15 protein-coding genes and 1 rRNA gene are annotated in these 11,956 nt (G+C 35.8%); 3 read left to right on the top strand and 13 right to left on the bottom strand.

All coding sequences use genetic code 11. The features are described 5' to 3' along the window. Both G4D63_RS16875 and G4D63_RS16870 read right to left on the bottom strand, forming a co-directional pair. Positions 1–65: ribosomal RNA gene (locus tag G4D63_RS16875) — 16S ribosomal RNA — on the bottom strand; the annotation flags it as partial. A 304-nt stretch (positions 66–369) separates the two neighbouring features. Further along, on the bottom strand, positions 370–1,251 hold the full coding sequence (locus G4D63_RS16870) for a nucleotidyltransferase-like protein (protein ID WP_163180850.1): 882 nt from the start codon (positions 1,249–1,251) through the stop codon (positions 370–372). A gap of 136 nt (positions 1,252–1,387) precedes the next feature. Here G4D63_RS16870 and G4D63_RS16865 point away from each other — a divergent pair, with 136 nt between their 5' ends. Beyond that, positions 1,388–1,747, top strand: a complete 360-nt coding sequence (locus tag G4D63_RS16865; RefSeq protein WP_163180849.1) for a YgzB family protein — start codon at positions 1,388–1,390, stop codon at positions 1,745–1,747. A gap of 65 nt (positions 1,748–1,812) precedes the next feature. On the opposite strand, the gene perR is transcribed toward G4D63_RS16865, so the two are convergent. The 3 genes from perR to G4D63_RS16850 all read right to left on the bottom strand — a co-directional run bounded on the left by perR (position 1,813) and on the right by G4D63_RS16850 (position 3,865). Next, on the bottom strand, positions 1,813–2,253 hold the full coding sequence (gene perR / locus G4D63_RS16860) for a peroxide-responsive transcriptional repressor PerR (RefSeq protein WP_163180848.1): 441 nt from the start codon (positions 2,251–2,253) through the stop codon (positions 1,813–1,815). A gap of 114 nt (positions 2,254–2,367) precedes the next feature. Then, complete coding sequence (locus tag G4D63_RS16855) at positions 2,368–2,913, bottom strand: cob(I)yrinic acid a,c-diamide adenosyltransferase (protein WP_163180847.1); 546 nt, start codon at positions 2,911–2,913, stop codon at positions 2,368–2,370. A 1-nt stretch (position 2,914) separates the two neighbouring features. Then, positions 2,915–3,865 (bottom strand): NAD(P)-dependent oxidoreductase, encoded by a 951-nt coding sequence (locus G4D63_RS16850; RefSeq protein ID WP_163180846.1) that lies wholly within the window; start codon positions 3,863–3,865, stop codon positions 2,915–2,917. A 238-nt stretch (positions 3,866–4,103) separates the two neighbouring features. Here G4D63_RS16850 and G4D63_RS16845 point away from each other — a divergent pair, with 238 nt between their 5' ends. Together G4D63_RS16845 and G4D63_RS16840 are read left to right on the top strand one after the other, a co-directional pair. Further along, the gene (locus G4D63_RS16845) at positions 4,104–4,523 is read left to right on the top strand and encodes a MarR family winged helix-turn-helix transcriptional regulator (protein WP_239586000.1); all 420 of its coding nucleotides are present in this window, start codon (positions 4,104–4,106) and stop codon (positions 4,521–4,523) included. Positions 4,524–4,536: 13 nt separating this feature from the next. Continuing rightward, the gene (locus tag G4D63_RS16840; protein ID WP_163180845.1) at positions 4,537–6,111 is read left to right on the top strand and encodes an MDR family MFS transporter; all 1,575 of its coding nucleotides are present in this window, start codon (positions 4,537–4,539) and stop codon (positions 6,109–6,111) included. A 326-nt stretch (positions 6,112–6,437) separates the two neighbouring features. Here G4D63_RS16840 and G4D63_RS16835 read toward each other — a convergent pair whose 3' ends face one another. The 8 genes from G4D63_RS16835 to G4D63_RS16800 form a co-directional block, all read right to left on the bottom strand. Beyond that, positions 6,438–6,800 (bottom strand): DUF4181 domain-containing protein, encoded by a 363-nt coding sequence (locus G4D63_RS16835; RefSeq protein WP_163180844.1) that lies wholly within the window; start codon positions 6,798–6,800, stop codon positions 6,438–6,440. A 135-nt stretch (positions 6,801–6,935) separates the two neighbouring features. Beyond that, positions 6,936–7,730, bottom strand: a complete 795-nt coding sequence (locus G4D63_RS16830) for a DUF817 domain-containing protein (RefSeq protein WP_163180843.1) — start codon at positions 7,728–7,730, stop codon at positions 6,936–6,938. A 57-nt stretch (positions 7,731–7,787) separates the two neighbouring features. Then, positions 7,788–8,003 (bottom strand): helix-turn-helix domain-containing protein, encoded by a 216-nt coding sequence (locus G4D63_RS16825; protein WP_163180842.1) that lies wholly within the window; start codon positions 8,001–8,003, stop codon positions 7,788–7,790. Positions 8,004–8,013: 10 nt separating this feature from the next. Next, on the bottom strand, positions 8,014–8,508 hold the full coding sequence (locus G4D63_RS16820) for a DUF2975 domain-containing protein (RefSeq protein WP_163180841.1): 495 nt from the start codon (positions 8,506–8,508) through the stop codon (positions 8,014–8,016). A gap of 157 nt (positions 8,509–8,665) precedes the next feature. Then, positions 8,666–9,883, bottom strand: a complete 1,218-nt coding sequence (locus tag G4D63_RS16815) for a sensor histidine kinase (RefSeq protein ID WP_163180840.1) — start codon at positions 9,881–9,883, stop codon at positions 8,666–8,668. A gap of 185 nt (positions 9,884–10,068) precedes the next feature. Beyond that, positions 10,069–10,530 carry a GNAT family N-acetyltransferase gene (locus G4D63_RS16810; protein WP_163180839.1) on the bottom strand — a complete coding sequence of 154 codons (462 nt, stop codon included), beginning with the start codon at positions 10,528–10,530 and terminating at the stop codon, positions 10,069–10,071. A gap of 170 nt (positions 10,531–10,700) precedes the next feature. Next, positions 10,701–11,114 (bottom strand): potassium channel family protein, encoded by a 414-nt coding sequence (locus tag G4D63_RS16805; protein WP_239586001.1) that lies wholly within the window; start codon positions 11,112–11,114, stop codon positions 10,701–10,703. A gap of 56 nt (positions 11,115–11,170) precedes the next feature. Further along, a complete protein-coding gene (locus G4D63_RS16800; protein WP_163180837.1) occupies positions 11,171–11,956 on the bottom strand; it encodes an ABC transporter permease in 786 nt (261 codons plus the stop codon).

Raw genomic sequence — 11,956 nt, 5'->3', positions numbered from 1 at the left:
TCGACTTGCATGTATTAGGCACGCCGCCAGCGTTCGTCCTGAGCCAGGATCAAACTCTCCAATAAAGTGTTTGATTGCTCATTACACCGGCAATCTACTTTGTTTTTTCACATTAGCGAAATAATTAAAAAGTAGATTAAATTTTATTACTTTTTGCGTTAGTTTGTTAAAACCAACACGCTTGACGTTTTGTTTAGTTTTCAAAGAACTCTCTTCGCCGCTCAGAAGCGACTTTATTAATATATCACTTTCGAACCGGTTTAGTCAACACCTTTTTAAATCTTTATTTCAAAGTGTGAAAGCCGTTCATAAGCGACGAAGAATAATATATCATGATATTGAAATTGAAGTCAACACTTTTTAGAAATTTTATTTCGTACTAAGTTTATGGCTGGAATAGTTTCGATGGAGAATACCTTGCCCTTTTGTCTTTTCAGTGATTACTGCTATCACCTTACGTTCAATTAAAAATTCTACAAGCGCCTCGAGATCTACAGAATAATCTCTTATCTCTCGGTGAACCATAAGTTCCTGAATACTCCAAGCCTCTTTTTCCTCCATTACTTCTATTAGATGTAAGGAGCCTATTTTAGTGTTTGTATTAACTAAGAACTCACTTGCTAAAAACAGTAGCTCTAGTTTTTTAGCTAATGTTTCTTCACTCTCCACTAGCTCTTGATAAAGCTTATAGATTTCAGGTTCGATTTTCTTAACTTGATGCCAGACTGTGATTTCAGGATGAAACCCATGGTCAATGACTGATAATCGAGCTAAATGGTGAAGAGCATGAACCATGTAGTTGTATGCATCAAGAAGATGCCCTGCTTCAAATAACTCTTTTCCATCTCTAAATCTTTTAATTAGTTTTGCAAACTCCAAACCAATTCTTTTCTTTCGGTCCTTTAAAGGAAAGTCAAAGAGACTCTGCTTTAATTGTGATAAATATTCATTTCGTTCAAATAGAATCTTTCCGTTCATTACCCAGTCAAGAACTCTCCTGTTAGTCCCTAACTGAATCCATTCGTTTACTTGGTCCACATGAACAATTTTTAATCCAGCTATTTTTCCCGATTCAAGTTCATAATGTTTAAACGAGTTTGTAGGTTGATCTTCTTTTACTATTATAAATAGCATGACATCAAAATTATCTGTAGCAGGGTTCTCTGGTTTATGTTTTTCCAATAGGATTATTCCTAATGTATTAGCATGGCTGGCTCGTTCCTGATAAATCGGACGCAATAAATCTTCCATACTCTAATTCCTCCATTATTAAGGGTGTTAAATTAGTTTCGACGTAAGTAGAAAAAAACCTTCCTTCAAAAATTGTTTTGTTTGCAGTACAGGCTATTTACCTAATATGGTATAGTATTAATCAGGAGGGAATTTTATGGCTAAAAAATATTCTAGTAAGATCAATAAAATTAGAACTTTCGCATTAAGCCTGATTTTTATCGGCTTTATTGTTATGTATATCGGTATTTTCTTTAGAACAAATGTATGGATTGTGAGCACTTTTATGCTTCTAGGATTACTGTTTATCATAGCCAGCACGGTTGTTTACTTTTGGATTGGGATGCTCTCCACAAAGACAGTATTGGTCACATGTCCAAATTGTGAAAAGCAAACAAAGGTCCTCGGCCGTGTAGATATGTGTATGTATTGTAATGAACCTTTAACGCTAGACCCTAATTTAGAGGGAATCGAGTTTGATGAAAAATATAATCGTCGTGGTACAAAAGAAAGCTGACTGTGAAATCACAGTCAGCTTTCTTTTGTAAAAATATCAAATGCCGAGGCACTACCGCTTTTAGTTTAGTGCTTTTGTACTTTTGCACAATCTGGACATGTGCCATAGGTTTCCATCCGATGATGAGATACCTTAAAGCCTGTTACGTGGGATGCAAGTGCTTCCACTTCATCTAGTCCCGGGTAATGAAAGTCAACAATCTTACCGCATTCTTCGCAGATTACGTGATAATGATCGCTTGTGACAAAATCAAATCGGCTTGAAGAATCTCCGTAAGTAAGTTCTTTGATTAATCCCGATTCTCGAAAGACTCTTAAATTATTATAGACAGTCGCCACACTCATATTAGGAAACTTACCTTCTAAAGCTTTAAAAATATCATCAGCAGTAGGATGAGTCATAGTTTGAATTAAGTATTCTAAAATCGCATGACGTTGTGGAGTTATTCTGACTCCTGAATCTTTCAACGTTTCCAGCGCATCTTTTAATTGTAATGACACCGTCATGCACCTCACTTTAAAAAGAATTATTATTTTATAATTGTTATAATTAGTGTATATGCTTATTACTCTTTTTGTCAATATTCGTCTCTTTAGTATATGTTGTTCTATCTTTTTTAATTACTGATGAAGAGTAGGTTCTGGTTCTTGAAGTAGATGGTTCACATATCTACCAGCAATAAATAAGAAGTCTGATAGTCGATTTAGATACGAAAGTACTAAAGGGTTTACACCCTCAATAATGACTGCCCTTCTTTCAGCTCTTCTTACAACGGTACGAGCCAAATGCAGTGTTGCACCTGCCTGAGAACCTCCTGGCAATATAAAGTTCGTTAAAGGTGGAAGCTTATCATTCCATTGATCCATTACTTCCTCTAACCACGTAACATCCTGTTCAGATAACTTCCACTTTACTTCCTTTCCAGCAGGAGTGGCCAATTCTGCCCCCACATGGAAAATCGTCGTTTGAATTTTACGTAAAGCTTCCTCTATCGTTTCGCTGTCTTCAAATTTAACTAGCTGAATATAACTTAAAGCTAGACCTATTAGAGAATTTGCCTCATCACATGTTCCGTAGGCTTCCACTCGAGTATCATGCTTCGCCACTCGCTGACCATAAACTAATGAAGTTGTTCCTTTATCACCGGACTTTGTATAAATCTTCAACTTAATACCCCCGCTCTAGATTAATCTTATTAATAAAATGGTTTTGTTTAGTTTTATAAATATGTAGATTCTCCTCAAATATATCAAATGCTCGTGGTAAATAGTTAGTTGTAATACTCGAAATATGCGGTGTGACTGTCACATTTACCATTTTCCAGAAGTCATGTTCTTTAGGAAGTGGCTCTTTCTCAAAGACATCAAGGATCGCGTGTGCGATTAATTGCTCCTTCATAATTTCAACTAACTCTGCTTCCTCAATAACACTACCTCTTCCTATATTAATAAACACCGAACTATCCTTCATTTTTTCAAAATGCTTACGCTTTAGTAATCCCTTTGTTTCATTAGTACTTGGCAGAACAGAAATAACAAAATCAGCAACTGGAAGAAATAAATCTAGTTCATCAATGGTCGTCATTTCATCTATACCTTCCACTGCAGCACCACTTGTATTAATACCAAGAGTTCTCATTCCAAACGCCTTACATAGCTTAGCAATTTGTCCTCCAATTGCCCCCGCTCCGATTATTAATGTAGTTTTCCCATTCAACTCAGATATCGAGATGCCTCTATTCCAATTACCTTCCTTTTCTTGATCATAAAGACCTTTTAACTGCTTACAATACTGCAGCATCATTCCCACTGTATATTCAGCCATTGGAATTTTATGTATCCCTCGGGCATTTGTCACTAAGATATCCCGTTGCTTAATTTCTTCAAAAGGTAGTTTTTCCACTCCAGCAGACATAACCATGATCCACTTTAGTACTTTTGCTCTTTCAATACGAAGAGGTGTTAGATCTTCTCCATAGGTTAAAATAACCTCTACATTTTTTATTTCATCTTCTGCTTCTTTCATATTTTTATAAAAAATCAGGTCGACATTCTTGAAACGTTCTTTAAGTTCTTCTTGCAGTTCTGGTGCTATCCTTATCGTCGATACAATTTTCACCTTATAGCCTCCCTTTCCCTCTACTCCTATCTTATTAAATTCTACTAAAAAAAGGCGAGAAAATCACTCTCTCGCCTTGACCGCTCTAGCTAAATTGAGGGGGGGTTCCCTATAAGATAACTTATTCTCTTCCCCGCACCCATGTATAGACTATGGTCTAGTTTATACAAAAAAATTGACAATTTATTTCGGTTACTGAATAATTAACTATATTAACTATTTATAAGGTGATGAGGACATGACAAAAAGAGATGAACTAATGGTTGAACTTGAACGTACCTTTCAATATACAATCAGAGCTTTAAGAAAAGGGATTAATGAAACACTTGGGGATGAAGTAAATAGAAGTGAATTTATACTCCTCAAGTATCTCCATGAAAATGGATCAAGTAAGGTCTCATCTATTTCTAATGAATTAAAGGTGACATCTAGTCATATAACCTCTGTTGCGGATTCGTTGGTTGAAAAAGACTATGTCACAAGAGAGCGCTCATTAGAAGACAGAAGAGTTGTCGAAATTACTTTAACACCAACTGGCGCGACTTTATTCGAAAAACTTCATAACAAAAAAACGGACTATTTATTTTCAACTTTTGATGGACTTTCTAACGAAGAAATCCTAACGCTCATATCTTTATTTCAAAAATTTAAAATGTAAGGGGGGATTTGCTATGGAGAACTTAGATCATAAGAGAAAAATTACGATTATGATTGCGATTATGTCTGCCATGCTTTTTGCAGCATTAAATCAAACCATTGTTGGTACAGCACTTCCTCGAATTGTTTCGGACTTAGGTGGAATTGAGTATTTTAACTGGGTATTCACCATCTTTATGTTAACTTCAAGTGTTACAGCTATTTTAGTTGGGAAGCTATCTGATATTTATGGACGTAAACCATTTATTCTAATTGGAATTGGTATTTTTATTGTAGGATCACTTTTATGTGGGACAGCAGGAACGATCATTCACCTAATTGCTTATAGAGGAATCCAAGGTTTAGGTGCAGGAATGATTATGTCTACTGCCTTTACAGCGGTAGGTGATTTATTTTCTCCTCGTGAACGAGGTCGTTGGCAAGGGTTAATGGGGTCTGTTTTTGGTCTTGCCAGTGTATTTGGTCCAACACTTGGCGGTTGGATTGTCGACCACATACATTGGAAATGGGTATTTTGGGTATTTCTACCGTTTGGAATTATAGCATTCTTATTGATTGTTTCATTGTTTCCAACCACTGAGCGGAGACCTTCTGAGAAAATTGACTATCTAGGATCTATTCTCATTACCTTTATTATTGTTCCTGTATTGCTTGCCTTTAGCTGGGCAGGAAATCAATACGAGTGGACTTCGTATACGATCCTTGGCTTATTTACAGCTTCTATTATTTCTTTACTATTGTTCATACAGGTGGAGCGAAAAGTAACAAGTCCAGTCTTACCTTTAGATTTGTTTAAAAATGATATTTTTTCACTTTCTAATGGAATTGGGTTCTTACTTGGTGCCGGAATGTTCGGAACGATTATGTACATGCCCTTTTTCGTTCAAGGAGTAATCGGTACCTCGGCAACAGCTTCTGGTCTTATTATGATGCCTATGACATTAAGCATGGTTGCATCTAGTTCAATTATTGGTCAATATATCACGAAAACAGGTAAATATAAGATTTTCGCGTTAGGTGGATTATTATTAATGACTGCTGGCTTGATATCCATGTCATTTATGTCATCAGAAACCTCTAATTTGGTAGCCGTCATGAACATGATTATTGTGGGATTTGGGTTAGGTGCTTGCTTCCCTGTATTCACCCTAACCGTTCAAAATGCTGTGAGCCACTCAAATCTCGGCGTGGCAACTGCATCTACTCAGTTATTTCGTCAGATTGGAGGAACAGTTGGGGTAGCTGTTTTAGGGTCAGTCATGACTATTAGAATGGAGGATAAAATGAAGGAGTTAGTTGCTGGCTTACCACCTGAGACGGATCGAACCGGATTAGCAAACTTCTCGAATCCTCAAATTCTAATGAACCCAGATCAACTAGATCAAGCAAAGAACAGTTTAACTCCGGAAATGCTTCCTTTGTTCGAACAGCTAGTCGGAACACTTCGTGAATCGTTAGCTTTTTCTCTTACCGGTGTGTTTCTTATTGGGGCAGCCATAATGACCATTGCTTTTTTACTAACATTCTTTTTACGAGAAATTCCTCTGCGTCATTCTAATAATGAAGACAAGCAAGCCGCTGCTGAATAATTGCAGTGGCTTTTTTTAAAATTATAGGAAAGTATAAAATTTATTGGCATGTTTGGTTTCAATGGTTTGGAGTAATCCAGCTACAGCGCCCAGCCCCTCGAGGTCAGATACAGTGAAACTTCCATCAGTGATTTTCTGATGGTTAGTTGAACCAATCGGGGTCTTACTGGCGCTTTAATTCAAACTAATTTTGTATATTCCTTTAGTTAGCGCCAGTTAGACCGGGATAACCCTTGAAGAGCAAAAGGGAAACATCACCCTTTTTCTCTTCAAGGAACATTTGCTATGCCTGAGGCTAAACGGGGCGCTTGCGCCTTTTGTTCTGGTCACACGATCAATAAAAATATGATTATAATTAGGAACGCTACCGAAGACAACCAGTCGTGATAGTATCCCTTTTCGCTTCTATTTTCGATCCATTCCTCAATCCCTCGCAAAACATTTGTTAGAAGAAAAAACATAAATAGAGGCAAGAATGAAAAAGCACCTAAGTCTTCAATCATATAAAAGGTACTTACAAACAATAATATAAACAGTAAAAATTCGGTGTAAACATATCTCTTTTTTCGGTAACCGCTTAATATGCTTTTGCGAACTTCCTTAATATGAAGTTTTCGTTTTAGAAACCACTGTGAGATAACTAGATAAATTAGTAATATAAGTAGTAATCCCATTATTTCTATACTCATACATTCCCCTCCAGTCCGTTCCAACCTTTAAAAAGGGATCTTTCTATATAGATACATATATTCAATCTAAATAGAGTTAATCCCTCCTGATATATCTAAAAAAACAAAGTCAGAACTTTGACTTTGTTTCTCATACTATAAATATTGACCAATATCTTTTTTAGTTATGGGGCCTCTACTCTTAACCAGCTTTAAGGTTGCCACTATTAGAAAGCTCACGATCACCAACAGAAGCCAGGAACTCACCTTCCCTAAATGAACGAGACTCCATACGTCCGTTTGGTTCGGATATTCCCAAGCACCAAAGAAGGTGGCAATATTTTCAGCAATCCATATAAAGAATCCAATCAGTACAAATGAACATACAATTGGCATTCGGTACCGGGTTCCTCCAACCTCGTACGTTACCCAAGATTGCCAGAAGACAATGATAACGAGACCAGACAACACCCAACGAATATCAACCAAATAATGGTGTGTGAAAAAATTCAAGTAAATGGCAGCCGCAAGAGGCACGACTAATTTAAACGATGGCCACTTAATCAATTCCACTTGTAGTCTTCTCCAAGCCTGACAAAGGTAACTCGCTACACTTGCGTACATGAACCCGCTATACAGAGGCACCCCTAGAATTTTAAAATAACCTTCTTCAGGATATGACCAAGAACCCATATGAACTTTAAATAATTCAAGAGCAAGACCAATACAGTGAAACAATGTTATTACCTTTAGTTCATCTCGTGTTTCAAGCCCAGAACGGAGCATCACCCACTGCATGAGTAGACAAATGATCAGCAGCCAGTCATACCGGGGTAGGAAAAGAAGTGGAATGAATTGTGTTAGTGCCAATGAAGCAAATATTACGACCGGAAACAAACATGATAGGGCCTGGACCCAACCAAAACGAACAAGTTGTTTTAGTGCTCCCATGAATCTAGTGCCTCCCAAGATTGAACTAAAAAACTTACCCTATCAAGGAGTCATCTTCTAATCTTCATCATCACTTCGGTACTCTAATAGATCTCCAGGTTGACAGTCCAAAGCTTTACAAATTGCTTCTAATGTTGATAATCGGACTGCCTTAGCCTTGCCATTTTTTAAGATAGAAAGGTTAGCCATGGTAATTCCAACTCTTTCCGAAAGCTCGGTTACGCTCATTTTTCTTTTAGCTAGCATCACATCAATATTAATAATTATCGCCATGTTTTTCACCTCAAACTATTAAGTCGTTTTCAGATTTGATTTCAATGGCTTCTTGTAAAAGTCTTTGAAGAACAGCAGCAAAGACAGCAACCACCAGGGGAGCAAATACCATCACCAACCCGACAATGATGAGCCCTGGTGCATCGTCTACCTCTGCAAATATATAGACTAACGGGAGAGCAATCACATATAAACCACTAATAATTAAAGCACAATTCTTGATCTTATATAAAGCACTTACCGATAACTCAGAGAAAGCTTGGTTCTTGTCAATATAACTTAAAAGGTTAAAAGATTGGTACAATGCGAAGTAAAATGGAACCGCTGATACATACATAATCATTAGAATTCCATATACCACAAAAGCTAAATCCGATCCTCTTTCTGCTGCTTCATTCGCCTCCCCTGCAATCTGTGGTAATAAAAATAGACACAGCGCAAGTACTGGAATACCAATAAAAATAACAGCAACCTTTAAAAAGAGAGTTGAACTTTTTGTTTTCATATATACACCTCATTTATTTATAATTAAGATGATTTTAACACATTATTTATTGTTTTGCGATAAAAAAATATTATTTTTTATAATTTTATTATTGTTTAATACTTAAACATTATTCCCAAAGCACAAAAAAAGAGCCACTCTATAGCAGCCCCTTGCCTTACCTTACATTTGTCGATGGAAATCGAATGGTAACCGTTGTACCTACACCCTTTTCGCTACTAAACGAGATGCTTCCTTTATACTTTGTAGCGATATTAAAGCAAATCATCATACCAAGTCCGGTCCCTTTACTTTTTAACGAATAAAATGGAGTGCCAAGAGAATCTATTTCTTCCTTTGACATACCTTGCCCTTGATCAATCACTTTAATTTCAACCAAGCTCTTTTTACTCTCAGCAGTAATGACAACAGAGTCACCAACACGAGATGCTTCAATTGCATTCTTAATAATATTGATCAAAAGCTGTTTAAACTCTATGGTATTCGCAGCAATATAACAATCTTCATCCATTCTTAGAATAATCTTATTATCACGTAATAGCCCATAAGAGTTCAGAAGGTCCGTTACGCTTTGAAGAACAGTCTTCACATTGACGAGTTCAGGCTTCGTGTCTTTGTCTGGTTTTGCAATGGATAAAAATTGAGATATTACCTGTTCTGCTGTGTTTAATTCATCAATCATTAACGAATAATGTCTATTACTTTCCTCATTATATTTATTTTCTTTCTCATAGATTTGTAAGAATCCCTTAACAACTGTTAAAGGGTTTCTAATTTCATGTGCTACAGCAGCAGCTAGCTGTCCAGTTGTTTTCAAGCGCTCCGATTGTTTAATTTGCTCATAATAGAGCTTTTGTTTCTGCAACCGTCCATATGATATGTAAAAAATAAAATAAAGAATCGCTTGGCTTCCTAGAAAATTAATAATATTACCGATCAAGTCTTCCCTAATGTAAGGATAAAAGTGTGGTGAATCAACTACAGCAATATAGCTTAATAGACCAATGATTATAAAAGTATTAGTTAGTAAGGTGTAATGAAAAAGCCTACTATCGAAGAATAAGATAGAGATTGCCGGAATGAAACATAAAAAAATAAAGTTCGACCAAGTATTCGGATATAAAAAGAAAATACTATAAAAATAACTAGATCCTATCACGATAATAAGGATTCTAATGAAATGTGACTTGTATTTAGGATAGATTATGAGACACATAGAAAAAAGGCACACTAGAGCACCATGTGTAAAAAAGCCTGGTCCAGGATGTTCAAGAAGTGGATTATCAACAAACAATCCTAGTAGCATAAGTGATATAACCACTAACACTGTGCTATAGTATAGCTTTTGATTTATATGAGTATAGTTGTTTTCCATACTAATCCCTTCTCTTCTGCTCTCAGCCTAGATTAAAATTAATTACTGACAAAAATTTGCAAATCTATACAATTATCTTAACATATTTACCCATTAATTTAGTAATTAGTTTTTACAATACTTGATCTATCTAATCAATAAGGGCTAAGAGGAACGATTCCTCTTAGCCCTTTCTTAATTGTTTTTTATGAAGGGAAATACTCCATAGGTTCTGTACTATGAATGTATCCATTTTTCTTATAATAATTGATTGAGTCCTCACTTGGCCATACAATAACAAATTCATAGCTGTTATCTTTTATCCACTTGTTAATTGTACCAAGCACCTTACTTCCAATACCCATATTTCGATATTCTGGAATGGTATAAACATTGGTCATATATGCAAATGAGTTTGTAACTTTACCAGGACGAGGTACTTTTTGAATGAGTTCTATGTATATATGCGATACCACTGTTCCGTTTTCCTCAGCCACCCAAATAAACCAGGTGTCACCGTTTAATGCTTTTTCTAAAAAAACATAACATTCCTTTTCAAAATCTTCATACGATGAATCCTTCTTACTTTCGTCATATTCAATTGTAAAATCCCATCTCATTTTGATCAACTCATGAATATCTTTATGTTCAGCAAGTCTTATAACCAACCTTTTCTCTCCAATCCTTTAAAAATATATTTAGGCACTTCAATCTTTTTAGATATATATTTTAACATAATTAACCAATTTATCAGTGAAAAACAAAAAGTAAACACAGTATTTCTACTAGAGAAAATAACATGTTTACATTTGAGATTTGCAAGTTAAAAACTAGACACCTAGTTTGGCCTTTGTTCAAAATCAACCATGCTTCTAACAACAAAGGCAGCAGGGATAATATAGCCGATTAATGCCTCTAAAACAGCAAACCAACGTCCTATTCCAATTGGGGTAATATCCCCATATCCTACAGAAAGTAGAGTAATGGCACTAAAATATAACGAGGAAGAGAGAATTTCAAGGAAACCACCAGTAAGGATTGAGCCACCCTCTACCAAAACTGGAATACCCTTCATTTCAAAGATCGTATACACCAAACTAAAACCAATTAATACATTTACATAAACTAGAAATAAAAAGGCTAGATTTTCAAACGAAATATAATTCTTTCTATGCTCTTGGCGTAAAAAGATCTGACTGAAGCTTTTATATAGACTAAACATAATGACAGATAAAAATAGTAAATTAACCAAAGAAAACCACCTCGTCCTAACATATGTTGGAGAGATGGTTGTCATGCTATTAGATATTAGTTTCCCGCTCCTCGATATTTAGTCACGCCAATATTCCACAGAAGAACAGCGAGTGTTATAAATATAAGGCCCATTACAGGTGTAAAAAAAGCATAGCCATACCATTCTTCTTTTCTTAAAAAGTAAGCAGCCGGGTAGACTCCCACAAAGGCAAATGGCAGAATCCACGTTAACACAAATTTAATTACATTATTATAAATATCAACCGGATAACGTCCATAATTCCCGATATTATACATCGTTGGCATGATGGAAGTTCTAGCATCAGACCAGAACCCAATGCTAGCTAGCATAATAAAAATACCAGCATACACGAACACACCACCAAGTACCATGAGAATAAATAAAATGGCATCATACCAATAGAAAGTTAATTGCAACTGAATGCTAGCATAACCCATTACAATCATACCTGTTATAATACCGAATAACGATTCTAGCTCCATTCTTTCTATTATAATTTGAAACAGACTATGAATCGGCCTTGTTAAGATCCGGTCCATTTCCCCCTTCACAATATAACGCTCATTAAAGTCCCAAATATTAAAAAAGGCACCAAAAATCGCAAAAGGAACTAGGAAAAATCCATAAATAAAGATAATCTCATCCCTGGTCCAGCCATTTAGAAACTGGGTGTGACCAAACACTACTAATATAAAAATCAAATTTACCGCCTGAAAAAGAAGATCTGATATAATTTCAACGACCATATCCGAACGGTATTGTAGTCTCGTTTTCATGTATTGCGCCATATATTGAAAAAAGATAGAAATGTAGAACAT

The sequence above is a fragment of the Bacillus mesophilus genome (assembly GCF_011008845.1).
Taxonomy (GTDB): domain Bacteria; phylum Bacillota; class Bacilli; order Bacillales; family SA4; genus Bacillus_BS; species Bacillus_BS mesophilus.
Note: the sequence above shows the minus strand (reverse complement) of the source record. Positions and strands in the feature narration are given on the sequence as shown.

Bases quoted from the DNA above. Each gene is read 5' to 3' on its own strand.
- G4D63_RS16845 (WP_239586000.1), top strand. From the start codon at position 4,104: ATGACAAAAAGAGATGAACTAATGGTTGAACTTGAACGTACCTTTCAA.
- G4D63_RS16830 (WP_163180843.1), bottom strand. From the start codon at position 7,730: ATGGGAGCACTAAAACAACTTGTTCGTTTTGGTTGGGTCCAGGCCCTA.
- G4D63_RS16825 (WP_163180842.1), bottom strand. From the start codon at position 8,003: ATGGCGATAATTATTAATATTGATGTGATGCTAGCTAAAAGAAAAATG.
- G4D63_RS16865 (WP_163180849.1), top strand. From the start codon at position 1,388: ATGGCTAAAAAATATTCTAGTAAGATCAATAAAATTAGAACTTTCGCA.
- perR (WP_163180848.1), bottom strand. From the start codon at position 2,253: ATGACGGTGTCATTACAATTAAAAGATGCGCTGGAAACGTTGAAAGAT.
- G4D63_RS16820 (WP_163180841.1), bottom strand. From the start codon at position 8,508: ATGAAAACAAAAAGTTCAACTCTCTTTTTAAAGGTTGCTGTTATTTTT.
- G4D63_RS16800 (WP_163180837.1), bottom strand. From the start codon at position 11,956: ATGTTCTACATTTCTATCTTTTTTCAATATATGGCGCAATACATGAAA.
- G4D63_RS16840 (WP_163180845.1), top strand. From the start codon at position 4,537: ATGGAGAACTTAGATCATAAGAGAAAAATTACGATTATGATTGCGATT.
- G4D63_RS16815 (WP_163180840.1), bottom strand. From the start codon at position 9,883: ATGGAAAACAACTATACTCATATAAATCAAAAGCTATACTATAGCACA.
- G4D63_RS16835 (WP_163180844.1), bottom strand. From the start codon at position 6,800: ATGAGTATAGAAATAATGGGATTACTACTTATATTACTAATTTATCTA.
- G4D63_RS16870 (WP_163180850.1), bottom strand. From the start codon at position 1,251: ATGGAAGATTTATTGCGTCCGATTTATCAGGAACGAGCCAGCCATGCT.